This is a genomic window from Haloferax sp. KTX1 (genome assembly GCF_902410085.1).
Taxonomy (GTDB): domain Archaea; phylum Halobacteriota; class Halobacteria; order Halobacteriales; family Haloferacaceae; genus Haloferax; species Haloferax massiliensis.
Genome location: NZ_CABPRH010000006.1, coordinates 172605 through 196655 on the forward strand (window position 1 = coordinate 172605; position 24051 = coordinate 196655).

Below are 24051 nucleotides of genomic sequence, written 5' to 3' on the forward strand. Positions count from 1 at the left end.
TTGATAGGGCCGACTGATAGTTCTCCGAATATCTGAATTCAGATCTGGTAATCCGAAGCTACTATATGTGAATGGTTGGACCTAGCACGCAGACATGTCTCTCACCGACAAGTTGTCTCAACTTCAGAACCACACACGGCTGCTGAGTGTCCTGCTCGCAGCGGTTGTCGTGGTCTCTGTGTTGAGTGTCGCATCACCAGCATCAGCTATTACAGGGACTCTCGACGGGGACAAGTCCTCGGTCCAGAGCGGTAATCAAGTGACTCTTACTGTCGATATCGACCTTGAATCGGGCGACAGTACGCCAATCAAAAATCACCTGATTGAGCTTGAGGGCCCCGATGGCAAACAACAATCCGTCCGCATTGATGCGAGCGGCGGCGTTGAATCTAAGCAACCGTCTTGGTTGAACTCCGTGACGCTTGTCTCAAACAACGCAGGCTACGGGTACGGTTCAAACACTGTTGGCTACGGCTCCGGATACAGCAAGGACTTCGGATACGGCTACGGCTACGGCTACGGTAGCGCTGATAGTGAACTCACCTACGAACTTGTCATTGACACCAGCAACTTTGATAACGGTCAGTGGACCGTACGCTTCGACACGGAAGCCACCGATGGTGAGTTCCTCCCGTTCGATGACAGTCAAACAACGTATACGTTTGACGTCAAAGAGCAGTCGACTAACAATAACAACAGCGACAACGACGATGATGACGACCGCAGCGGCGGCGGCGGTGGTGGTGGTGCTTCCCAAAGCAGCACAGCCTCCAACATAGCAACGTCTGAGCGGGCGACAGTTGAATCGACTGGAAGCGCAGAAGTTTCCGTCGAAGATTCTCCTGACGGACGGAGTATCTCAGTGAATATCAAGTCTGGATCGGCCGGTGAATCCGTCAAGTTGACTGTTAACAAGGAGACGGTTGAGGAGCAGGTCAAAACTTCTGGTGGTGCTGTCGAGAATATTAACGTCAACTTCGAGGAAGACTCTGACTTCGACATGGATGTGACCTATTCATCACCTGACGAACCAGAGATCGGTGATGAAGAGGTATCCACTTCGCCAACAGATGACGACGTGCTTGGATACATTAACGTCGACCACAGCGCACCTGATGACAACCTTGCGACGGTCGACTTCAACTTCCGTGTGAGTGAACAACAACTTGGCGACCGCTCACCAGAAGATATTGCACTCTACCGGTACCATGACGGTGAGTGGAATGCACTCGATACTAGCTTTACTGAGCAAGTTGGTGACTCCTACCGCTTCACAGCTGAGTCTCCTGGTCTCTCTGTGTTCGCGATCTCGAACAAGAGTACAACGACGACCGAATCGAACACACCTGAGACTACTACCGAGACGTCTACTGCGGCACCTACCGCGACGTCTACTGCGACACCTCAAGAGGAGGTAACGACAACGGATGAGAATCTAGAGACTGAAACGACGTCAACCGATGGCCCAGGATTCTCTGTAGTCCTCGCAGTTATTGCTCTCTTCGCAGTTGCGCTCGTTGGTCTTCGCCGTCAAGACTAACGCACAAACGACCTCTCGTTTTTATTGAGATGCGAGTTTGCAACAGCATCCGCGAAAATCTGTGGTAACCCTCTTCAATGTCAGATATAAACTATTTCAACAGAGCCAAGAATATGAGGCACGTGTGTGGACGGCGATGTCCCACACACGCAGAGCGAGTTTGTAGGCTCGAAAGACGCAGCACGTCTTTCGAACGTGACTGAGATGCTTCGCGTCTCATTCGCATCTCGCAGCATTAGAGATTCTGCGGACTCAGCGGATGTTGGTTTCCAAGACACCAGAACGCGCCGCATTCTGGGACACTCATCGTCCGTCTTCACGCAACCGGTTGTTCACTCAGGGAAATAACTTCGATTTTTGCTAAATTTGGCGTTGGGATCCTCACGAACGCCTGTACGCTCGACGAGTGTTCTCACCTCCGGGTAGCGATCCGGCAGACGACTCCGTTGGGTCGAAGTCGATGACTCGCTTTTCTTTGGGCATCGCCTCGACGCGAATTCCACGCCACTCACCGTCGACGCCAATGAGCGCTTCGGAGTACCCTGCATCCTCATTCCCCGGAATCGCATCTTGGACGAATCGCATCTGCGCGTAGTTTAGCCCGAACTCTTTGGCCCACGTTTCGTCCATGCCATCGAGATGGTGGAACTGCTTGACTGCACACTGGTCGAGGATCGCTTCGGACTCAGTATGTTGGAAGAACTCGTCGACGGTCTGTGTGACAAGTCGAATCGAGAGATCATGATGGCGGTGATGACGGAATACCGTCTCTAAGAACGCCAGACTTGCGGCGTCTTGCATGATGTACCGTGCTTCGTCGATGACGAACACGACTTCCTTGTCTGTCTCTTTGGCACGTTCGTACACCAAGGAGATGAGAAGCTGCATCGTCAGTGCCGTACTACTGCTGACGCTGCCTTCTTGTTGGGCTAAATCAAGGTAGACGACCTTCTCGTCGCGGATGTTGAACTCAGATTGTCGACCCAAGTTTGCATATCGGCCACCGTCTTCGAACAGACCAAGTTGTCCGAGAAGCCACGTCGCGTCCGCGCGGAGTTTGTGCGCCTCGGCGTCTGCCCGAACGACAAACTCGCTGGGTGATGCAACCATCTCCTCGAAGATGTCCATCATATCGCGGATGGTCGGACTCTGATTGCCGTGCGTGTCGATCTCGTCGGTGATCCCCTGGCGTTCGTACGCCTGTTGAAGTCCGAGTTCGAGTGTGGTTCGGCGGTCACCAAGCGAGATTCCACGCAGTGCGAAGTAGTTCGTAAGAAAGCTCATTGCGTCATCGAGTTTCTCGTTGAACGGACTCGCATCCTCACCCATCGCCCGCTGGACGTGCTCAGGCGTCTGGCGAATCTCTAAGGGATTCAACCCGAGTGTCCCGCCAACGGTGATGCGCTTGGCGTCCAAGGCTTCGGCGACGCCAGCCCAATTGTTGAGTGGTTCGAGGATGATGCCAATCCGGTCTGTGCTTTGTTCGATCGACCGGATGAAGTTCTGTTTCGAGCTAAACGACTTCCCAGAGCCGGTATCGCCGACGGTGAACATCGCATAGCCGTTATCGCGAGCGAATGGGTCGATCACCACTGGGCTGTGGGTATCTTTGTGAATCCCGAATTCGACGCCGCCCTCTTCGAGGATGGTCGCGTTGTGCGGTGATGCAAGGAGCGCGCCAACGGCCCCACCAAGCGCGATTGAGCTGCGACCAACGATGTTCTTTCCAATCGGTGCTGCAGATTGGAGTGCGAGGTCTTGTTTGCAAATCGCAGTTTTCGGTGTGAGACTGGCCGGCTCATCTCGAAGCGCGCTTTTGACGCGTTGGACGGCGTCGTTGAGTTTCTCGCGTGTGTCGGCACGCACAGTGACGAACACCGACTGGTCGAAGACACGAGTCCCACTTTCGACCGCATTGTACGTCGCCGCAGCTTGGTGTGCTCGCTGTTGGAGATACCCACTTCGAACGCTCTGTTCGAGGTCGGCGTCAACCTGGAGGTCATCGGCGATCTCTTGGAGTTCGCTTCGAGCACGCAGCTGGTTTTTTGGCCGTATATGGGCTGTGAGGTCGAACTCAACGTCTGTTAGCTGGAACAGATCACTGAGGTAGCCATCATTCGGGTAATCAGGGTAGTCAGTAATCATGAGTGTCGAGGTCCACTGTTCGCCCACACGGGCAGTTCGGGTCTCCCATTCGATGGCTGTGGGTGCAATCGTGGTTTTGTGTGACTCTGCGACGTCATCGAGGAGTTGCCCCTCAGTGTGTCCTGTTTGGATTGTGTCTTCGTCGAGGACGTCCGAGAACTCGACTTCGGGTACGTCGTCGGAAGAACGGGTTCTCCACACACCGATGGCTCCGAGCGCAATACCAAGCGCTCCAACAGCGTACACAGCAGCACCCTCGGGTGACGTTGGTTGTTGGAGCCACTCGAAAAGCTGGTGTGCGAGTTCGCTCGCCGTTTGGAAGGTGAGATTACGCATCGAACGCATCCTCTCGACGAGACCGTCCGATAATCGGGTGGTCGCGGATCACTCGTTGTGGGTTGTCGTAGTCGTGTTCGTGGCCGTTCCAAAACTCCATCGTCAGTATGAACAACTCGGCTGTACTCACTCGCCGAGCCGACCACCCCGACGCCTGTTGGATGAACCCCGAGTCGATGTTCGTGATTCGGGTCGCTAATCGCTCGAACATTCGGGCACGCTCTTCGGGCTTCGAGAGGTCTTCTCGGCGCGTGACGAATGGCGTGAATAGGAAGCCAATCCCAGGAAGTTCAGTCAACTTCTCTGCGGGTGTTCGCTCATCGTGGAAGCGGTCATAGACTTCCAGTGGCGAGACCTCGACGCCGATGAAAAAGCGAATCTGTTGTGTCCCGCGGGTTCGCATCGCCCGTGGGCGTCTCTCGCGGTACTCTTCGAGGAGTTCACGGAAGACAGGGTTTTGGGTGACGTCTTCATCCGAAAGCCGCTGTTCGATGTTTTCTGTGAGTTGTTCGACTGGAAACGACCGCGTCGTCGCGTGAAACGTTAGCTTCGAATCGAGTTCCGTGTTTGCGAACGCAGCGCCTGCTGCTTGGAGGCTCGCCCAGTCATCAGACATGGCGAAGTCCATATTCCCTGGGTTCACTTCGATGAATGCCTCCATCACACCGTCAGTACGCTGGATTGCACCCACGCCCGGCCACGCCCGCTCGATGTTGGTGAGTTCCTGTGTTCGTTCATCCGGTTTGAACGGTGTGTAGTTCGCAAGGCCACCCGCATTTCGGACGGCCTCTGCGGTGATGTCTGTGTCTGTTTCGATAGGCGCGCTAAACGTCTGCCGCGGTCGCAGTGCGAATCGAGACACGTCTGTGGCCCATGCCCACGCAGTGAGGTGGTCCGGTGCGACATAGACGACGGCGGCACCCATCCCAACACCCCCTGCGATGAGTGGGACTGCGAGTGAGTCGATTCCAGTGAGGCCGGCAATGAACAATCCGAGCAGTGGGAACACAATGAGGACGCCAACGTCCCCTTCTTCGATATTGAGCCCTGGGATGCGGCTTTCTTCTCCGAATTCGTCCATGAGGCGGCGTTCTGCAGCGTCTGAATCTGTCGACATGATGAATTAGCGATTGGTGTTGTGTGGGTCGTTTTCGGTACGGCGATACGCAGCAGTGGTGGGTGTGGTGGTAGTACTTTCAGCTCGGCTGGCAGCTTTCTGTGCGAGTACCTGCCCAGCAGCGGCTTTTGGCCCCCAGCGGGCGGCGGTCGTTGCGACACCAGACCCGCCGATGGCCGCGCCTGTGGCGACGCTTCCGGCGATGACTGCGCCTTTGCTTGCGGTTCCAATGGCCTTCGCAGTGAGTGGGGTGGCGTAAGCGAAGGTCTTCCACGTCAGATAGAGTGCGATGACAGGGAGTGAGACGGCAACGAGATACTGGAGAAAGGCGGTCGCGGGGTTGAATGTCCCACTGGCGAATAGGAGGTCATAGCCTTTGAACACGACCGCTGTGGGGAGTGGGAGGACGACTAACGGAACGAATCGTTTTGCGAAGCCAGTCGCGATGTCGGAGAGAATGGGGATGTTTCCATATCCGAGCGCGATGGCGATGGGCATCCCATAGACGTAGACGTACAGCAAGATCTCGCGGATGAAAAAGAGGGCTTGAATCGCCCACATCGAGATCCCCCCGAGTGCGGCGAGGAGGAGGCCTAAGATGGGGTTGGTGAGGGTCACCCCTAAGAACCCAACTAAGACTTCTGCCAATGTTTCAAGTGACGGGATCAAAGCAATCGTGAATCCATTCACGAGGTACAGAGAGACGACACCAACCCAGTACCACGAAATAATGAAAACTGCACCAGCCCATGCGTTTTTCATCGTTTTGCGGGCCTCGTACGTACTACCCATGTTGAAAATACGAATCACATGTCGAGCCTGCACACTTACCACGAGCAGCAACAGTGCGATGAGCATGATGTCGCCACCGACGAGGGCTTCCCTAATCTGAACCCAAGGGCTGTTGGAGGGAGTACCAAAGACAAAAGTCTCACTCGTCTCAGGAGTTGGCGTACCAAACAACTCCGTAGAGAGTGTATCGTAACCAGTTTGAATACCTTCGGAGAATGAGTCGGTGAGCCAGCCAAGAACGTCCTTGAAACCCTCTAAAACGACATCTATTAGATCAACCATCATTAGGCCCTGTTGATCATTATGTCGCAGTCACTCACTGTGTCCGAACCTGAGTATTCAATATCGAATTCCTGCCACAGTTCCCTATCGGAAACACCCGTTCCAACGAAGACAGTGAATTCTCCTGTGCTCTTTTCTACGCTACAACCCATACCATCGTCACCAAACTGTTCACTGAACGGTAGAGAGCTGCTGTACAGATCTCTGCTTTCGCCGGGTGGGGTGATTATTTCCTCAGCATCATGCAGACCGCGATTTCTAGGTTTCTCAATTGGGTTAGGAACATCTCCAGAGAATCGAAGTGAGAGGATCGCCTCAGGCCCAGTACCGAGGTTCCGAACTTCGACATACACTTCGCTATTTCTCGTTCGATTAGTCTCACTCTCCCCGTAGATCTCATCCCACGGCTTGTCTGGGTTGTTCCTAAAGAGACCGACGTCAACGATTTCGAGTTGCGGTCGGATCTCCAACCTCGTCTCGGCTACTGTCTCGTCGCCGTGAACGGCGAGCACTCGATAGTCACCGGGATCGTACGCAGTCCCAATCTCGAATGGGACCTGCTGAACGCCGGTCGCGACCTCGCGCGTCCCGAATAGCTCTCCATTCGGCTGGATGAGGTTGAGCTGTTCGACAGCACTCTCAGAGCCGAGTCTGACGACAAGCGTGGTTCCCTCCACAGCGACCTGACGCAAGATTCCTTGGTCGTCGGAGTCGCCATTCGTGCTGGTCGTTTCGTTACTGGAGTCACTGCCGGTGAGACAGCCAGCAATGCCAGCGAGTGAGAGCCCTGCAGTTGTTCGGAGAACGGTACGTCGATCGAACTGTGATTGATCGTGTGTCATGGATATCGTTCAGAATCATCGCGTGGCCCGAAAAATCGGAGAACCTGCTTGCCAGCATAGAACGTCACAACGAAGGGGATGAACTGCCAGCCGACCTCGATCAGTAACCCAATCCACCCATTGAGCGTTCCGAGTGGATGCCACCGGACAGTCGCCGTGTCGGAAACATAGGCTGGGTTTGCGACAAGCCACGTTCCCGGATGATAGCGTGCGGTGTAGACTCCTGGTTGGTCGATACTCACGACTGCGACGCCGGACTCGTTCGTCCGAACACGCTGGTCAGCAATGGTGATGTAGCCCCCACCAGACTCACCGTTGAGCGAGACTTGGCGTTCGTCGGCCGTGAGGTCGATCGGTGTGCCAGTCTCGGTATCTTGAAGTTCAATGTGAACGGTCGCCTGCTCGTTCGTCTGTGTGACCACGTCGGCGGTGAGTCGACTCTCGCGAAGTTCACGATCCGGACCACGGCCAACAGATGACGTGATGGGTGTTGCGTTGCTGTCGCGGACGATGCCAGTCACACGGAGGGCGTCGCGGTCAAGTTCCGCTGTGCGGACTGCAAGCCCGTAGGTGGGTGTATACGCCCGGTCGACGACTTCGACAGCCACCGTGTCTGGGAGTGTCGAGTGTGGCGACGTTCGTTCGCGTCCCCACGAGTCGATTATGGTCGGCCCATCACGAATTGGGTCAGCTCGTGGCCCGATGCGTGATGGGTAGGCATGGACGTACACCGGGTGTGCTTCGGAATGGATCTCAGTCTCGTCTGTGGCCGTCGCTTGGGTGAGCCGATCCCAGCGTGGGTCACGAGCTGTGTAGAACCGCCAGACTCCACGAACGCGTGCGTCGCCATCTTCGGTGAGTGTGTAGCCCTGCCACGGCCTCGATTGGAAGATTGCAATGCCGGTGTCACCATTGGGATACGCCGCGTCGTAGGCGTATGCATGAAGATTGTACACCTCGACATCGAGTGAATCAGCGACGGTGATCGTCTCAGTCCGATAGGCGACCTCTGTCTGGGTTCGGTTCCCAACAGAGACTGTCGTCGTCTTCTCCAGTCGGACGTCGATGTCGGCTTCGAGTGTGAGTGTTGTGCTCCATGTCTCGTCGAGATGGTACGCAAGGAGTGGCGTGTGCGTCCCCGTCGATCGCGAAATGACGTCACCATCCGACTTCAGGCGAACCTCTGAGATTTCGTCGTCGACGAGAGACCACGTCACAGACGATCGATTGGAGTGGTGGCCAGCAGGAATCCGAACACGGTAATCCACAAATCCGCGAACGCTTCCGTTGGGTGCGACGTACAGCGGTGTCTCACCTGCTTCGAGATGACCGCGTGTCGATGGATGGACACCGAAGAACGTCGCGTGTGCATCGTCGATGAAACGTCCACTTGTGAGAGACGCGTGGTCCGGATACACCGATGTCTGTGTACTGCCTGCGCTCAGGTCACCGAAGTCATTTCGTGTCCACGTTGCTGCGGTCGCCGGTGGGCGTGTGAACGTGATGTCTGTCCCATTGGCGAGTTGCTGGATGGGGGTTCGGCTTTCGCCGTAGCGTTGGCGATACACCGTTTCGTTCACGTACTCGTCTGCGTCACGAGACCACAGTGTTGCCGTCTCGTTTTCGGTCAAGCCATTGGATTCCGTCTCCGGGTGTGGCGTTGCTGTGACGAGCCCGGCGAGACCGAGACCACTCGTGAGAAGGAGGCAAACGAAGACGACAGGCCACACGGAAGTGCGCATACGGGAAGGCAATGTGATGTGAGTCTCTCGACCAGCCTACCAGGGCGCGAGATCAACACACTGCGCAAGTGGCAGTCCCATCAACGACCCCGCAACGGTGTAGAGGGGGCCGAGTACGAGCAGGGTGACTGCAGACTTCAGGGCTGCACGCATATGCTCTTTCAGTTTGGCTTTCTGCTCGTGATTCGTCGTAAACATCTGAAAGAGCGAATCTCCTTGCCAGACAACGATGAGACCGATCAGCCCGAGCGCCGTGGTTAATTGGAAGAAGCCTTCGAGCATCTGCGGCAGTTTGCTTGTACTGCAGATGACTCCATCTTGGGCTGCAACAGGCTGTGTGAGGACGACGAGTCCAAAGAGGGCAGTTATCGCGAGGATACGGCCGGACGGAACAACTCGAACTGAATCGTGAGCTGAAGTGACTACTGTATTGGTTGGGCTGTCTTTTTCGTTCGACATGTGGGTTGCTTGTGAATTGCGTCCCGTTGGAGACAATTCCTACACTTTCAACTTTCAGGCGATAATTAAGTTCTTTTGGTTGTAGAATGTGTGGAATTGGTGCTAATATCTGTGAAATATCTAGATTTCAATGGTAATTCATTATCTCATGACTGTCTTGTCTACGAGGAGTTCACTGCAGATTTCAACACAAGATCGTACCACGAACGGGCCTGCTGTTTGTGCGTGAGTGGCCGAGCGTGCGTTCACTGCTACTCAGTGTGGTCGGTCCCCTGCCAGTACTGTCGCTGCATTGCTCACTCGGTGTGCGGTGTGTCTTCTTTCGAGAACGAGAGACGAACAGAGCGGTTCGGGTTAACTCCTCAGTTATCGATTGGTTCCCAACAGAGCCGACCTACAGTATGCTATCGCAATTACAAATATATATTTGCACCCACAAACTAATATGAGTGCACCCTGTCTCTATGCGTAATGACTGAGGATACATCGTCTCCGCCGGACATGAATCTGGCTGGTGAATGGGACACAGCCGTTGAGGGTCGGACGGTCAAAGATCGTGTGTATGAAGCAGCAACGACGCTCACGTCGCCGACCACTGTTTCGGATGTCGCAGCGCGTGCTGACTGTACAAAAGAAGGCGCACGTCCTCATCTTGAGTGGTTCGTTGACGTCGGAGTGCTCGAAAAAGTTGCCGACAATCCTGCGCTCTTCGTTCGCAATGAGGCCTACTTTGAGTTCCGTCGTATCACGGAACTGACCCGGGAGCTCAAGACACCAGAAGCGGCCGAGGAAGCAATCGACGAGTACCGAGCCCGAGAACAGGAGCTCTCGAGTTACTTTGAGGAATCCTCGCCTGAGGCAGTTGTCCTTTCCGAGACGACGTACGACGATCTCGATGAGGCGTACGATAGACTGAGTGAATGGCGAACTGTCACTCGCCGCCTTCGTGAACTCCGAGAAGCCAAATTCCGTCTCGAATCAAATGTCAGTGGAAGTCCTGCCTCCTCGTTCCCCTAACCTCGATGGGACGCACAGATGACCTCAATGAAGAACGGATGCGAATCCTCGGTGGCCGCCTCGCAGACCTCTCGGTAATCGAGACCGTCCAGTACTTCCCATCTGGAAAGGAAGACCGTGTTGTTGCCACTCTTCGGTCGAATTACTACCCCAACGTCGTGGATACTGCGACTCTCGAGATCCGCCTTCGACTGAATGGAGAGTTCAACATTCAGTATGTTGAGGAATGGGCTGGTGAACGCTGGTCGTGTCGATGGGACCGCCACCCAAATACGCACAACACACGCAACCACTACCACGTGCCACCCCAGCCACGAGAAGAGCGTGCGATTGATGCAGTGTATCCAGATGATCCGAATGACGTGCTTCGGATGGTTCTCGAGAGTATCGAGAAGCGAATCAACGATATCTGGGCGACAACAGATCCGGTTTTTCCGTCGGAATACGAATTCGAGCAGGAGGACGGCGCAGACTATCTTGTCGGCAATTGACTAATTGATTGGTCTTCAAGACGGAACCCCGCAACTTCAGATTGAATGTCGGCGCCCCGGCGGAATAGTCTCGATGAGTTGAATTGGCCACTTCCCTTCTCCACGATATGATGACCAACGAACTCGACTCCTTGCTCGAGTGGTTCGAGTTGAAGGACGAACTTCGGACGGGATGGGTGCTTCGGAATATCGACTCGCCTGAATCGGTCGCAGCCCACACGTGGGGAACAGCGTCGCTTTGTCTGCTCTATGCCGACCAGGAAGACGTTGACTGTCAGAAAGCAGTGACGATGGCACTCATTCACGACCTCGGCGAAGCTCGAACGGGTGATATCGCAACCCGCGCGGAGGACGGACGCCAGACCACCCCCACGTCCGAAAAGGAGTCGGCTGAACGGAGCGCAGTAACCGATCTCGTCGGACCTTTCAACGATACCGAACTGCTGTCGCTTTGGGAAGAGTACGAAGCTCGTGACACCCCGACAGCACAGTTCGTCAAAGACATGGATCTGATCGATAATTGCCTCCAAGCGCTCAAGTACGAGCGCCAAGGTCGGTACGACGAGACCGAGGCGAACGACCACTTTGCCGAGTTCGAGAACCTGGACGAGTTCTTTGCTACCGCCGCGCCTCGTTTCCAGACAGAAGTCGGCCAGGACCTGTTCGAGCAAATTAAATCGCAGTACGAACGAGAACTCGGGCGACCCTGCCAGCTCTGAATACATCTTTCAGTCGCAACTCCCCTGGTCGGTGTAACTCCTGTATTGACTACGACTGGGTCAGAATGTGTCACTTTCTGAGGATTTCAACAGAGCCCTTTCGACAGATTCTCACATCGGTCCGTACTGACTGCCTTCCGCCCGAAGCGCTCATCAGTATGAATATGATACGAATATGTATGAGTAAGGGTGAACGCCGGAAAGTCGGGGAGCGGGGCCAGGTAACGATCCCCAAAGAGCTCCGCGAACGCTTCGGAATAAAGGGAGGAGATGACGTCGTGATCCACGAAGAGGCGGGGAAGCTCGTTATCGAGCGGTCAATCACTCGTGAAGAGTTGGCCGCGGGGTACCGCCAGCGTGCCCAACGGACCCGCGAACTTACTAACGAACTGGAGGGTGTCTCGACGGAGGCTGATGAACACCTGGGCGATGCCCCAGAGTGGTAGCGAATGGCCACGTCTGTCCGTCGAGGAGACGTCGTTATTGTTGAACTCAATCCGACGCAGGGATCCGAACAACGGGGAACGCGTCCGTGTCTCGTCGTGCAGAATAACGTCGGGAATGCAAACGCACCGACAACGATCGTTGTTCCGTTCACGACCTCATTCGGAGAGCAGCTCTACCCGCTCGAAGTGCTCGTCCCAGCCGAAGAGTGTGCGCTTCGGGAGGATTCTGTCGCGCTCTGTAGCCAGGTTCGAACCGTCTCCGTAGAGCACCACATCACCGAGAACATCGGCTCGATTCCGCAAGAGCGGATGGACGAGGTCGATACCGCACTCGAATACAGTCTCGGCCTCACCGAGGTCTGAGAGGGATTGGCGAACGTTCTCGTGTTCTCAGTCGTCTCAAAGGCAACAAGGGACTCATCGAGCGCCCTGAGTACGCCGCGTTATTGCGTGAAGTCGGGCAGGTCGCGGTTCTCGAACTCATCGTCGGTGAGGCCAAGTTCTTCGAGGTCATCGTCGGTGAGGGGTTCACCACCTCCCTCGTGGAGAACAAGAACCTCCGCAAGTTGCGAGAGTGCTTCCGCCCGGGTGTCGCCACCACGTGCGAGATCGGTCTCGGTATCGTAGGCGGTGATGCTCCCATCATCTTCGCGGACGAACTCAACTCCGTTGGGCTCACCGTTCCGGGTCGCACTTGCCATACTGAACTCGAATCGATCTCAGACGATAAGCGTTCGGACGGTGAAAAGTCCCGTGCAGACCCTTCCTCAATCCCGTTCCCAGGGGGCAGGCGTGAATGTCTAACTTTCGAGAGCAGCAACGATATCCGAGAGATCGAAGAGGCGGAGGTCATCACGCTCGGCTGCGGCTTCCTCGACGGAGCGTTTGAACCCAGAACGGCTGAACAAGGCGAATTCATACGTCGGCTTACCACCCCCCGTGGGTGTCCAATCGATGTGCTCCACGTCGTCTTCGAGATCCGCGAGCACGTCGTAGCCGAGGGGAGCGTTGGTGAATTTCGCTTCGCCAGCGATCAGCGTTGATTCGTCGGTTGGTGCAACGACATCTATCTCCTGGCCCTTGTACCACCACTGACTTGGCATCTGTGTGAGCTGGTAGTCTGGATAGTTTAAACTATAATAGTTCAAACTATAATAGTTCAAACTCTAACTCTACGGGTCAATCACGAAGGCAGAACCCCACGACGGGAGGGTTCTTCGCCCACCGTGTTCGAATTGAATTCACCGCTTGAGACTCGGTTTGATTGGCGTCTGCGTCGATATTGAGTGGTCGACGCTTCTCGGCAGATTTCATTTCGACGACGGTGTTGGGCTTTCCAGTCAGCCGTTCGGCTTTCACAGTCCACCGATACAACGAATACTCGAGTCAGTAGTCGGTCGTGGACTCGGCGTCTCGGTTGTGGTCACGGGGATACCGTATTCAAATGTGGGAACCCACACCCTCGTACCGAGTGACAGACTGGTGAGTGACGGCGTTGTGACGCCCGCAGTCACAGAACTGCACACACAACTCGTGCCAACGAGGACCGTCTCGCTGGCCATGCAAGAACGACTGTGACTGCAGTCGTGTGGAGGCCCTCACACCGTCGAGCGTTCGAGGATATCGAAGACGTCGACTGCTTTGTACTCCTGGTTGCGCTGTTTTCCGGTTGCTTCGACGATGAGACCGTCTGCTTCCAGCTCCTCGATTGCATTGTACGCCGTCTGTCGGCTGACGTCAAAGCGTGATTCGACCTCGTTCGCGGTGAAGTACGGGAGGTCGAACAGACTCCGGGCGAGTTTGTGGCTCGTTTTCGAGTGCGGATAACGCGTCTCGTAGTCCCGTCGAAGCTCGATGAGTTCGAACGTCCGCTCGTAGGAGTCTCTCGCCTGGGCTTCGATTCCGTCCAGGAAGAACAGAATCCAGTCACGCCAGTTCCCCTCCTCGCTGACTGCGCGCATCTTCTCGACGTACGCCTGTTTGTTCCGATTGAAGTGGGCACTCGGGTAGAGACAGGGGTCCGAGAGATACCCCGTGTCGTGCAGTTGGAGGACGATGAGGATCCGTCCGAGTCTTCCGTTCCCATCAGAACAGGGGTGAATCGTCTCGAACTGGTAGTGTGCGATAGCGAGGTCGATGAGGGGGTGGTGCTGGCCTCCCATCTGGATGTAGGCTTCGAGCGAGTCCATCAGCTCAGGCACGTTGCCGTGCGGCGGTGGAACAAACGGTGGCTGGCTGCCACGTGGTGACGGGATGTGGACGTCGCTTTCCCGCCAGTCGCCGACGACGTCTCCTTCGTTCCGAACGCCTTCGAGGAGTGTCTCGTGGAGCGACTGCAGCAGACTGAGCGTAATCGATTCGCCATCTCTCATCGCGTCGAATCCCTCGTTGAGTGCTCGTTCGGCGTTGAGTACCTCTTGGAGGTCGCGACTGACGTCGACTGTCTCCTGGGACCGACTGCGCGTGTGATACGCGTACACCTCGTCGACATCGACATCTGCGCCCTCGATTTCGGCTGTTTCGACTGCCTCGAGTCGGAGCAGTGAGGTGTACAGAACCGGGGAGAAGTCGACGGTGGGGCTGATGCCATCGATACGTCCGAGTTGGAACATCGCATCTGCAACGGACGATGCAAGCTCGTCGTCCATCTCGATTTTCGACGACAGCGGTAACTTGTCCGGAATGTAGTAGGGGTTCGGATGGGACTCGAGATAGCGACCGGGTGCGTCTGGTGGAAGGTTTCGCGTCCTCATTTTGAGTAAGACAGAGTCTGTGGTACCTTAATCATATCTGTATTAACTTGATTTTGGATAGTGAATCGAGTATGTCTCTTCAGTCAAAATTGAGTCGTCGTTCTGGAGTATGTGGGTGCGTCGGAATTGTTGCTCACGTGTGAGCCATCAGTTTCGACAGACGAGATGTGTCTGTCTCAGCAAAACACGTGCAAACCGGTGAGTGGGTGGAAGAGACACACCTCACCCGAAGATGACCGCGAGAAGGGCAGCAACTGCAAGAATCCCGAGCCCGACCCACAGCATCGATTTCACCGTCGATGTGAGAAGCGACGACCCACCGTCGTCCGTTCCACCGGCACCGTCAACGTAGCCCATCGCCTCGAGGGCGTCGGAACCGGTGTTCGACGAGCTGGCGTCTCGCTGGCCCTGCGACGCGTCTTGGTCGACAGTCTCTCTGCCGACTGCACTGCCGAATCCGGGTCCTGACGGGTCTTCTTGGACCATATGCTCACCAATTGGCGCTGTGACACTAAGGGTGGTGGCTAGAGCATCGAGCGCGCGAGTCGGCCTGTGTTCCCGTCCGCGACCGATGAATTGCCAAGCGAGTCCGAAACCGCATTCATGAAGTTTGTTAACAATCGTTAACCACCGCTGGCACCTAGTGAGATGCCAGTATGACCGCCGACGAAGCGTCGGAATACGGACCGACACCGGAGCAGGCGTTTGCCGTTCTCGGCCACGAGACGCGACTCGCCATCCTGTTTGCGCTCTGGGAACACCGGCGTCTCGACGAACACGTTCCGCAGCACCCGATGACGTTCTCAGCGTTACGGAAGACCCTCGGGATGCGGGACGGCTCGCAGTTCAACTACCACCTCAAGCCCCTCCTCGGTCGGTTCGTCCACCACGTCGCAGACGGGTACGTGCTCCGACGGGAGGGCGAGCGTGTGGTCAGCGCCATCCTCGCCGGCGCGTTCACCGACGAACTCGTATTCGACGCCGTCCCGAACGACAAGCCGTGTGAACTCTGTGGCGGCCAAACCGTCTTCGAGTGCAACACGGAGTTGACCCGTGGGTACTTCGCGATTAGGTGTACCGAGTGCGACGGAGCGTTCGGTGGCACCGGCTTCGATGGGACGTTGAGCCTGACCGAATCGCTCTCGCCGGTCGGGACTCGCAGTCGAGACCCCGCGGAGTTCTACCGAGCGCTCGACGTCATGGTGAAACACCAGATTATGTCCGCAATCGAAGGCGTCTGTCCCGACTGTACCGGAACCACGAGCGCGACGCCCCACGTCTGTCGGGACCACCACGTGGAGCCGGGCCACCGCTGTGTATCGTGTGACACCATCTTCGAGGTCCAGTACGACATCGTCTGTGACGTCTGCCACCAGCGATTCAGTATTCCGAGCAACCGCTGTTTGCTCACTGAGCCCCGAGTGCTCGTCTTCCTCGAAGCCCACGACTACGACCCCTGGTACGACTGGCTGTTGATCGAACTGGAATTAGTCCACCGCCAGACCGTTCTCTCGGAGACCCCGTTCGAACTGGAGATGGTCCTCGAAGCCGACGGGGACCGACTGGTCGCAACCCTGGACGAACGGGGAGCGGTCACAACCCTCTGTAGATGCTCTCGAGAGCAGTCATGACAGGAGACTCAGGCTACTGAATTCCAGTCCGATCCTGGATAGAAATATAATTCAGCTTACATATATGCCCTGAGCGGCCGTCAGTACGCACGAGGAGACATGACCAGATTCGAACTGGGTGGCGGAAGCGAGCATGAACAGCCCGACGGTGTGTTGCGCCGGACCGTGTTGAAAGCCAGCGCCGCGACCGTCGCCGCGCTCGGCATGAGCGTTCCCGTTGCCGCCGACCCGATAGATCACAACGGCGAATCGAAAGCTGACCGCGACGTCGACAGCCCCGCGGGCTTCACCGTCGACCTCCTCGCAGGGCACGCCACGTTCCCTGACGAGGTTGCCGCGACGTTCCGGCTGAAATACGAGGATGGAGACAGAACCATCGTCTCCAATTTGCCACGGGACGCGTCGACGACCATCTTCGCGAAGGTGACGTGGCAACCCGAGGGTACCTCGGGCTGGTACACCCACCCCGGGCCGGTCATCGTCAGCGTCGTCGAAGGCGAACTCGAACTCATCAACGAGCGCGACTGCATCACCCGGACCTACTCGGCGGGTGAAGCCTTCATCGACCCCGGGCAGGGAAACATCCACATCGCGTCGAATCCGAGCCAGCGCGACATCGCCGTCGCCTACGCGACGTTCCTCGGCGTGCCAGCCGGCGCGCCGGCGACGGTGCTGGTGCCTCCGGTGGCCTGTGAGTAGACGCTGGGTCCTGCGTATCCAGCGTCGGGTGTTTGAGTCACGCTCGGCGGGCATTGCGAACTCGGCCGGGCGCCGTGCTGTGTCGTGTGGGGTCGGGAACTGGCGTGCGGTGGCGGCCCGTTAGCGGGGACGCCGTGGAGCACGGTTCGTTACGCTGCTGATTGGTTGTCCGCACCCACGTCCTCGGGTGCCTGCTGGAGCCACGCGTCGAAGTGGACGTTCGATTGGCCCGCGCTGTTCGGGTCTTCGGAGACGGCTGCACCGCTGCCGTTCGCGAGTGTCCCCGTTTCCGGGTCCGCGAACGGTGCGTCCACGTCCGCGGCGCTCGATGGGCCGTCGCTCGCGCCCCAGTAGTTCGACGTCGCATTCACCACGTCGGCATTCTGATTCAACACGCCGTACGCGGTGTTGTTGGCGATGCGGTTGTCGTGGACGGCGACGAATGCAGCGCCCTCGGCCGTGGGCGAACAGACTGCCGACGCCCGAAGGGTGATGCCGTGTTCGTTGTGCCGGATATCGTTGCCCTCGACGACGAGGTTGCGGTCGAGCGCCCTGACGAAGATGCCGTCCGTGTTGTTCATGATGTCGTTCCCGCGAATGTCGTTCGCGCGGTCATCAGTCGAGTCGACGAAGGAGACCTCGACGCCGATTGCGTTGTCTGCAAGCGTGTTCCCCTCGATGGTGTTGTTGTACGAGTTCGACCGAAGCGACACGCCGACGTCAGTGTCGGTAATCGTGTTGGCTGTGATCGTGTTGTCCGTCGCGAGTTGGCTCATGACGACTCCGGTTTCCGCCCCGGAAATCGTGTTGTTCCGGACGGTGTTCGACCCGGCGTTTCGGAGGGCGATGCTCCCGCGTGGCCCCGTACCGGGGTTGGTGAGGACGTTGTCTTCGATGGTCACGGCCGACGCGAACGAGACGGTGATGTCGCTGTGGGTGAGCGTGTTATTCGCGACGCGCGTCTGGGTCGGGACGCCGCGGGCCAGCCCGACCGCAATCGAGCCGTTCACGACCTCGTTGTCGACGAGGTGGGTGTTCGTGACGTCATCGGACGCGTGTTCGACGGTGATCGCCCCGTTGACGATACGGTTCGATGCGACGACGTTGTCGGAACTGCCGTCGTTCACCGCGGGATCCGAGGTGCGGACCTGAATCGCGTCTCCCGACTCGGCGGTCGCGACTACGTCGTTCCCGCTGACGATGGCGTCGTTGACGGTATCGAGGCGGATACCAACCGTCTCGTAGGTCGTGATCGCGTTATCGACGACTTCGATTCGGTTCGACCCCGCTGTGCGGACCGCGCTCTCGACGTGCTCGAAGGTCGAGTTCCTGACCATCGCTCCGTCTGAAGCGGTCTCGTATCCCGGCCGGGTGTCGAGCGAGCCAACCTGGACGCCGATAGCTGTCTCGGTCACCGTGAGGTCAGTCGCCGTCGCGTTCGGCGCGAAGACGAAGTTGAGGCCGGTCCCCCACGAGTCGACGGTGAGGTCGCGGACGGTGACGTTCGCGTGGCCGTCTGCAGTCCGGTTTTCGGTCTGGTTCGCGTTGACCGCGACGCCGTCACCGTCGCCGGTCAGGGTGTGACCGTTCCCGTCGACGACGACAGCACTCGATTCGATGTCGAGACAGGGACTGGCGGTGGCGTTCGTGATGTCGGTCCCGAGCGTGTAGACACCGGGGTCGGTGATGGTGGTACACTCGGTGATCGACTGTGAGTGAGATGTCTGTGCCGTACCAATTGTGGGAGCCGCCGTCGACGCCACTACGAGGGCCGTCACGACGGCGACTGTCGTAAGTAATCGTCGCATCCGCGTGGGTGTGGTCGGTGTTACCGCATTATTATCAGTCGGCTAAGGTCTGCAATTGGGGGTTTCGCGTGGTGATGCGGGGGTTTGCGTGCATGGATACTCGTTCGGTGGGAGACGCCTGTATTCGGCACGGTGTCACTCGGTGCGAGGTGTGGGGGTCAGTCGGCCTAGACAGTATGCGTGAACTCGTCGACGCTGGTGCTGATTTTGTTGGTGCGGTGCTGCAGACAGGCCGCGGCTCGGTCCAGACGATAGAAAAATTCACACTCAGTAGACATGATCGGGGACTATGAACCGTCGTGCCTTCCTTGGAACTGCTTCTGCAGTCGGGATATCATCTCTTTCCGGGTGTAGCACCCTCGAAACGGTCGAAGAACCGTTCGTCACATACCAACTCGACGGTATCTTCACAGACAACGCGGTCGACGAAGCAATCGAGTTCACAGTGGAGATACTGGATGGAACGGACCCGATATACGACACACCCGTTACACTCAGTGCGCTCGACGCTGACGACGGCGACTCCTCTACGGTGCTTGAAGAACCCTGGATGGATGAGAACGCACGGTACGGGATTCGAGTCACATCGACAGCCGGTGAACAGGTGGCGCTGACGCTATCTGACGTGTTAACCCACAGAACAAGGGCAGTTCATGACAAGCCCTACATCGAATACACAGTCACCTACACCGGGTTTTTCAGGCTCTCTGTGAATTTTCACGACGAACCCCGAACCTGACACCGGTAGCGAGAGGGAATCAGGAACTCCGCTCAATGCAGCCGACGCCAGGTCATCCTGTCGGCGTCCACTTTTCAATCGCAACAAGGGACTCATCGAGCGCCCCGAGTACGTCGCGAGTGCTTGGTTCGCTCCCCCAGGAGTACCGAGACGTCGTGGTATTGAGGCCGACTTTTGCAGCAACGACGAGTGTTGGGGCTGGCTCGCTCTCGCTGTATCCCTGCGTGTCGAACACGTCGTTGAACGCGTCGCTCCGGGCCCACGAAAGCCACGTTGTTTCGGCGTTCTCCCCGAGGAGTGCCAGCACTCGGTCGTCGGTCAGCCACTCGAGCGCCTGCGTGGCGTCGGTGTCCGTGTCGTCGGGGAGGACGAGCAGGTCGGCGTTGTGCGGTGCGCTCACCGTCTCGATGTCTGGGGGTATCGAGAGGTCCAGTTCATCGGCGACGTAGACCGGCGTCACGTCGAGCCGCTCGTAGGTTGGCTTCTCAGTGTCTGAATCGTCCGTTTGGAGGGCCGAACACCCAGCGAGCGAACTGCAGGCGGCGACGCCGCACGCACGAAGGGCGGTCCGGCGGGTGTACTGTCGCATGGAAACGGGTTCGCGGGTGGGCCTGAAAATGTGTTGGTTGATTAACTAGATTCGGTTGGTTCCCACAGGTTCCCGTGGTCGTCTCCCGGCTCGTGAATGGACACGCACGCGATAGGTTCTTGTCACTTGGCGAAAGCCATCTCGTATGGACGGCAAACGAGTCCTCGTTACTGGCGGTGCCGGATTCATCGGCTCGAACCTCGCGAATCATCTTGCGGAGGATAACGACGTCATCGCAATCGACGACCTCTATCTCGGAACGCCCGAGAACCTGAATGACGACGTGGAGTTCCACGACATGACGGTCCTCGACGACGACCTCCCGACCGAGGGCGTCGACGTGGTGTTCCATCTGGCGGCGCTGTCGTCGTACAAGATGCACGAGGAGAACCCGACGAAGGGTGCCCGTGTCAACATCGAAGGCTTCGTCAACACGGTCGAACAGGCCCGGAAAGACGGCTGCGACACGGTCGTGTACGCGACCACGTCGTCGATCTATGGCTCGCGGACGGAACCGTCGCCCGAGGATATGCCGGTCGAATCGCGGACGGGATACGAAGCATCGAAGCTCGGCCGTGAGCGCTACGCAGAGTACTTCCACCATCACTACGATATGCAACTGGCTGGGATGCGCTTTTTCTCGGTGTACCAGGGCTTCGGCGGCGCAGAAGCACACAAAGGCGAGTTCGCGAATACAGTCGCGCAGTTCGCCGACAAAATCGCGAACGGCGAGTCGCCCGAACTGTTCGGTGATGGATCCCAAACGCGTGACTTCACGCACGTGGACGATATCGTCCGCGGCATCGAACTCGCCGCAGAGGAGCGACTTCAGGGGATCTACAACCTCGGGACTGCCGAGAGCTACTCGTTCAACGAGATGGTCGCAATGATTAATGAGGTGCTCGGGACGGATGTGGAGCCTGAGTACGTGGAAAATCCGTTCGAGGTGTACGTCCACGACACCAAGGCGGACTACTCGAAGATACACGAGGCGACCGGATGGGAACCTCAGGTGTCGTTCGAAGAGGGTGTCGAGCGGGTTTGTGAGCCGTATCTCGACTGACGGAAGCGTTCGTGTTTCGGCCGGGGGTTTCGAATTTACTTGAGCGATTCGAACGGGCAGAAGCTGGGCGTCCCGATCGTTCGGTTCTCGTGGAGTCTTGACGCGTTGCTTCAGCTGCTCACCTCACCCCACGTCGGTCCGCAGAATACGCATACAGATAGGTACACACGAGAATCGCCGCGCCAAGGCCGACCATATTCTGGAGTAGGTCTGTGACCGTCACGACGAACATGAGCGAGAACACACCGTAACACCCGAGGCCGCCAAAGAGACACATGGTGAAGCGCTTTCGAACCCAGTACAGTTCGTGTTCGCGTTTCTGTGGGAGGCCATCGACCACCGGCCAGTACGACCCCGCGATGAAGCCGACGGCGATTGCACACACGAACAGCAACAACAGGAGATTTTCATTCCCAACCACTAGCTCACCCGGCGTCCAACTGGTGATAGCACTCACGGCGAGGATCGACGCACTTCCGACCGTTGGAGATGCGATGGAGGCAATCCCAGCACCCTGGCAGGCGGCCATGAATCGAGTCAGCGGGTCTGGACGAGTGGGACCGTACGATTCGACCGACATCGTGAGCGAATCCACTCGCGGCGCATAGTTGGGTATTACGGCAGGGGATGTTCCTCAACGTGGCCTGGCCAACCGATTCTCATCACATCCGTTGTGATCTGTCTCAGTTGGGTCGGAGCCTCGAACTCGTTTTATTCACTCACACTACCGTTGTCCACAGAGGAGTTCTCTCCAGTGCTGCTGCTAGAACGAGCGTCTGTACCCACAGTGGGTGTCGACGACCTGTGGCGTGCGTCCGACTATCGATCGGTGATCACACGCTCGCTAGCGCCACCTCATCACAACGTCCGTGATCCCACTTCCACCCGCGGACGCAGGTGACGTCTCTGCGAGTTCCGAGACGGCGTGTTCAGAGAATATGACGCGTTTTGTCCCGCGGCGTTTCACGATCTTCACGCCTTCTTTGCCAAGGTCATCCAGAAAGTCCATCACGCGAGTGACGGTTTGGGTATGGGGTGTTCGGCCTTCCTTTGCGTGGAGGACGGTTCTGATGGTACTCGAATCGAGTGCGAAGCCTGCGGGGACGTTCGTGGCGTACTCTCTGATGTCCTTTGCGATGAAGCGAGCGCGTTCTTGGTTGGCGGTGAGTTTCGACAGCGCTTTCGAGGGGAGTTGAATGAGTTGTTGGAGTGGCGAGGTTGGGGTAGTGGTTTCGTCGATGGGGGTGTCCGATGATTCGACGGCGTAGAGGCGCTGTTGGAGATGCTTGCGGTGGTCCGATGCCGCGTCGAGTTTGGCTTCGAGATCTTGGATGTGAGTGTTGTATTGGGAGAGCTCCTCGCGTTGGGACGCGATTGTTTGTGCTTGGGCGTCGACTGTCTCTTCGAGTTGTTGGGTGTCGGTTTCGAGTTCGTCGACGCGATCTTCGAGTTCGTCGATTCGGGCGGCGAGGTCCTCGATGGAGGTCATTCGTTGCCCTCCGTCCGGGGTGGCTGTGCGACGAGACCTTTTTGCGTGGGTGGTGTGTTCGAAGACATGCGGTTTGGTCCAACCAACCGCCGGGGTCCGTGTCTTCAGCACGGGTCCTTTCTACGAGGACAGTACCCAAGAGCGGTTGTTACCGCGAATAGACTCTCGGGTACTATAATCTTTAGCATATTTGAGCTAGAGTAATATCCCAAATAAGCTAATATACGCACTCATCGCCCGTACTATTGTAACAGAACAACCTGCTAGGAAAAATGCGACCCCGCCCAGAATGGATGTCACTGAAAGATGGGCTAATACTTGAGTTTCTTGCGGAGCATAATTTGGAGCTCCCACCGAAGCCGCTCTACCGGAATCTCAACCGTCATGGGCACGAGATTGGATATTCGACAGTACGCCTTCGAATAAGTGAACTTGAGAAACGTGGGTTAGTGAAAGAAGTCGGAAGTGGTGGCTATTACGAAGTGTCTGAGGTTGGACAGCGATTCTTACAGGGAGACGTAGAACCAGAAGAGATCAAGGACTAGCTACTCTTCTTTCCACCACACAACTGCACGGGCACCGACGCTCATCTTTCCTACGTCGCCATCTTCGTGGAGTGCCTGTAACTTCTGTCGAGCTGCCTCACTAGAGCATCCGAGAGCCTCTGCAACTAACTTTGCTGTCAAAACTGGTGTTTCTGCCTCAGACAGAACTTCGAGAACTCTTTCTGGTGTAATTTGTGTCGAATATCGCCCTTGGTTGTCTCGTTCGCGGTCCATGTACTCTTGTTTAATTCACAGCTGATAACCCTACTGCTAGGTGGCAAGTGGGAAGGTTTATGACCCATTGCCACGTAGCAATTGGTAAGGAAGATTGGTCCCTCTAAGGTATGAGAATGCCCGCGTGCAGGAACACGCGGGACCGGTCTTCCGAATGGATACCAGAAGACCAATGTCAACTACGCACACCGCGACACAAGAGCGTACCGTATCGCTAGCCGACCACCTTATCAACGCCCTCGCACGCTCGTTTACCCTTGGTGTCGACACTGAGGGCTGTACACACCATTACTACCGCCGGGCCGACGCCGTCGTCGTTTTTGACGGTCGAACGCTCGATCACTACCAGACACTTGATGGCCGGCCCCTCATTGAGTGGAAGGCGTTCGTCTCCCAGAAGCGTGGGTGGGCCTCGATGGGCCAGCTTGCATCCCTCGGACTCCGAGTGGATTCTGAGCGCAAGGAGACCCCTCGCGTATGAGTGCCCACGAAGAGTTGCAAATGCACCTCGCTCAAGCGCTGACGCGAACGACCGAACCCGACGTACAGGCGCATCTGCACGCCGCGTTGGAG

26 protein-coding genes and 1 pseudogene are annotated in these 24051 nt (G+C 57.1%); 12 read left to right on the forward strand and 15 right to left on the reverse strand.

From position 1 onward, the window contains the following. Positions 1-94: 94 nt before the first annotated feature. On the forward strand, positions 95-1540 hold the full coding sequence (locus FY251_RS11705) for a PGF-pre-PGF domain-containing protein (protein WP_148415029.1): 1446 nt from the start codon (positions 95-97) through the stop codon (positions 1538-1540). 381 nt (positions 1541-1921) lie between these two features. Here FY251_RS11705 and FY251_RS11710 read toward each other — a convergent pair whose 3' ends face one another. The 6 genes from FY251_RS11710 to FY251_RS23120 are packed head-to-tail and all read right to left on the reverse strand — an operon-like array spanning position 1922 to position 9255. After that, entirely contained in the window at positions 1922-4021 is a 2100-nt protein-coding gene (locus FY251_RS11710; RefSeq protein WP_148415030.1) for a VirB4 family type IV secretion system protein, read from the reverse strand. Further along, a complete protein-coding gene (locus FY251_RS11715) occupies positions 4014-5138 on the reverse strand; it encodes a hypothetical protein (protein WP_148415031.1) in 1125 nt (374 codons plus the stop codon). Before FY251_RS11715 ends, FY251_RS11710 begins: the two co-directional genes overlap by 8 nt. Positions 5139-5144: 6 nt before the next feature. Next, a complete protein-coding gene (locus FY251_RS11720; RefSeq protein ID WP_148415032.1) occupies positions 5145-6212 on the reverse strand; it encodes a hypothetical protein in 1068 nt (355 codons plus the stop codon). A 2-nt stretch (positions 6213-6214) separates the two neighbouring features. Next, complete coding sequence (locus FY251_RS11725; protein WP_148415033.1) at positions 6215-7054, reverse strand: hypothetical protein; 840 nt, start codon at positions 7052-7054, stop codon at positions 6215-6217. Next, entirely contained in the window at positions 7051-8796 is a 1746-nt protein-coding gene (locus tag FY251_RS11730; protein ID WP_148415034.1) for a hypothetical protein, read from the reverse strand. Before FY251_RS11730 ends, FY251_RS11725 begins: the two co-directional genes overlap by 4 nt. 36 nt (positions 8797-8832) lie before the next feature. After that, complete coding sequence (locus FY251_RS23120) at positions 8833-9255, reverse strand: hypothetical protein (protein ID WP_255516680.1); 423 nt, start codon at positions 9253-9255, stop codon at positions 8833-8835. Between the two features lie 471 nt (positions 9256-9726). On the opposite strand from FY251_RS23120, the gene FY251_RS11740 reads away from it, so the two are divergent. The 5 genes from FY251_RS11740 to FY251_RS11760 all read left to right on the forward strand — a co-directional run bounded on the left by FY251_RS11740 (position 9727) and on the right by FY251_RS11760 (position 12291). Further along, positions 9727-10272 (forward strand): hypothetical protein, encoded by a 546-nt coding sequence (locus FY251_RS11740; protein WP_255516681.1) that lies wholly within the window; start codon positions 9727-9729, stop codon positions 10270-10272. A gap of 5 nt (positions 10273-10277) precedes the next feature. Beyond that, positions 10278-10763 carry a hypothetical protein gene (locus tag FY251_RS11745; RefSeq protein WP_148415036.1) on the forward strand — a complete coding sequence of 162 codons (486 nt, stop codon included), beginning with the start codon at positions 10278-10280 and terminating at the stop codon, positions 10761-10763. Positions 10764-10870: 107 nt separating this feature from the next. Then, positions 10871-11482, forward strand: coding sequence for an HD family hydrolase (locus FY251_RS11750; protein ID WP_148415037.1), 612 nt, complete (start codon positions 10871-10873; stop codon positions 11480-11482). Between the two features lie 179 nt (positions 11483-11661). Next, the gene (locus tag FY251_RS11755; RefSeq protein ID WP_148415038.1) at positions 11662-11928 is read left to right on the forward strand and encodes an AbrB/MazE/SpoVT family DNA-binding domain-containing protein; all 267 of its coding nucleotides are present in this window, start codon (positions 11662-11664) and stop codon (positions 11926-11928) included. A gap of 3 nt (positions 11929-11931) precedes the next feature. Continuing rightward, positions 11932-12291 (forward strand): type II toxin-antitoxin system PemK/MazF family toxin, encoded by a 360-nt coding sequence (locus FY251_RS11760; RefSeq protein ID WP_148415039.1) that lies wholly within the window; start codon positions 11932-11934, stop codon positions 12289-12291. Between the two features lie 80 nt (positions 12292-12371). On the opposite strand, the gene FY251_RS11765 is transcribed toward FY251_RS11760, so the two are convergent. From FY251_RS11765 to FY251_RS11780, 4 genes and pseudogenes are all read right to left on the reverse strand, one after another. Beyond that, the gene (locus tag FY251_RS11765; RefSeq protein WP_148415040.1) at positions 12372-12629 is read right to left on the reverse strand and encodes a hypothetical protein; all 258 of its coding nucleotides are present in this window, start codon (positions 12627-12629) and stop codon (positions 12372-12374) included. 99 nt (positions 12630-12728) lie between these two features. After that, a pseudogene (locus FY251_RS11770) lies at positions 12729-13055 on the reverse strand (DUF234 domain-containing protein); the annotation flags it as partial. A 471-nt stretch (positions 13056-13526) separates the two neighbouring features. Continuing rightward, the gene (locus FY251_RS11775) at positions 13527-14681 is read right to left on the reverse strand and encodes a Fic family protein (RefSeq protein WP_148415041.1); all 1155 of its coding nucleotides are present in this window, start codon (positions 14679-14681) and stop codon (positions 13527-13529) included. Between the two features lie 222 nt (positions 14682-14903). Then, positions 14904-15167 carry a hypothetical protein gene (locus FY251_RS11780; RefSeq protein ID WP_148415042.1) on the reverse strand — a complete coding sequence of 88 codons (264 nt, stop codon included), beginning with the start codon at positions 15165-15167 and terminating at the stop codon, positions 14904-14906. 170 nt (positions 15168-15337) lie between these two features. On the opposite strand from FY251_RS11780, the gene FY251_RS11785 reads away from it, so the two are divergent. Together FY251_RS11785 and FY251_RS11790 are read left to right on the forward strand one after the other, a co-directional pair. Beyond that, a complete protein-coding gene (locus tag FY251_RS11785) occupies positions 15338-16312 on the forward strand; it encodes an ArsR family transcriptional regulator (protein WP_148415043.1) in 975 nt (324 codons plus the stop codon). A 99-nt stretch (positions 16313-16411) separates the two neighbouring features. Continuing rightward, positions 16412-17011, forward strand: a complete 600-nt coding sequence (locus FY251_RS11790; protein WP_255516683.1) for a cupin domain-containing protein — start codon at positions 16412-16414, stop codon at positions 17009-17011. Positions 17012-17160: 149 nt separating this feature from the next. On the opposite strand, the gene FY251_RS11795 is transcribed toward FY251_RS11790, so the two are convergent. Next, the gene (locus FY251_RS11795) at positions 17161-18819 is read right to left on the reverse strand and encodes a nitrous oxide reductase family maturation protein NosD (protein WP_148415044.1); all 1659 of its coding nucleotides are present in this window, start codon (positions 18817-18819) and stop codon (positions 17161-17163) included. A 289-nt stretch (positions 18820-19108) separates the two neighbouring features. On the opposite strand from FY251_RS11795, the gene FY251_RS11800 reads away from it, so the two are divergent. Beyond that, positions 19109-19558: a hypothetical protein gene (locus FY251_RS11800; RefSeq protein ID WP_148415045.1), complete on the forward strand. Its 450-nt coding sequence runs from the start codon at positions 19109-19111 to the stop codon at positions 19556-19558. Between the two features lie 52 nt (positions 19559-19610). Here FY251_RS11800 and FY251_RS11805 read toward each other — a convergent pair whose 3' ends face one another. Beyond that, a complete protein-coding gene (locus tag FY251_RS11805) occupies positions 19611-20147 on the reverse strand; it encodes a hypothetical protein (RefSeq protein ID WP_148415046.1) in 537 nt (178 codons plus the stop codon). A 145-nt stretch (positions 20148-20292) separates the two neighbouring features. On the opposite strand from FY251_RS11805, the gene FY251_RS11810 reads away from it, so the two are divergent. Then, positions 20293-21210 (forward strand): NAD-dependent epimerase/dehydratase family protein, encoded by a 918-nt coding sequence (locus FY251_RS11810; RefSeq protein WP_148415047.1) that lies wholly within the window; start codon positions 20293-20295, stop codon positions 21208-21210. A gap of 118 nt (positions 21211-21328) precedes the next feature. Here the strand turns inward: FY251_RS11810 and FY251_RS11815 are convergent, their stop codons facing one another. Both FY251_RS11815 and FY251_RS11820 read right to left on the reverse strand, forming a co-directional pair. Then, positions 21329-21739: a hypothetical protein gene (locus FY251_RS11815; protein WP_148415048.1), complete on the reverse strand. Its 411-nt coding sequence runs from the start codon at positions 21737-21739 to the stop codon at positions 21329-21331. Between the two features lie 315 nt (positions 21740-22054). Then, positions 22055-22699 carry a hypothetical protein gene (locus tag FY251_RS11820; protein WP_148415049.1) on the reverse strand — a complete coding sequence of 215 codons (645 nt, stop codon included), beginning with the start codon at positions 22697-22699 and terminating at the stop codon, positions 22055-22057. 293 nt (positions 22700-22992) lie between these two features. Between FY251_RS11820 and FY251_RS11825 the strand changes: the two genes are divergently transcribed. Further along, the gene (locus tag FY251_RS11825; RefSeq protein WP_187367398.1) at positions 22993-23244 is read left to right on the forward strand and encodes a winged-helix domain-containing protein; all 252 of its coding nucleotides are present in this window, start codon (positions 22993-22995) and stop codon (positions 23242-23244) included. Here the strand turns inward: FY251_RS11825 and FY251_RS11830 are convergent, their stop codons facing one another. Then, on the reverse strand, positions 23245-23478 hold the full coding sequence (locus FY251_RS11830; protein ID WP_148415051.1) for a FaeA/PapI family transcriptional regulator: 234 nt from the start codon (positions 23476-23478) through the stop codon (positions 23245-23247). It lies immediately after the preceding gene. Between the two features lie 124 nt (positions 23479-23602). Between FY251_RS11830 and FY251_RS11835 the strand changes: the two genes are divergently transcribed. Further along, a complete protein-coding gene (locus FY251_RS11835; protein ID WP_255516684.1) occupies positions 23603-23959 on the forward strand; it encodes a hypothetical protein in 357 nt (118 codons plus the stop codon). The last annotated feature ends 92 nt before the right edge of the window (positions 23960-24051 follow it).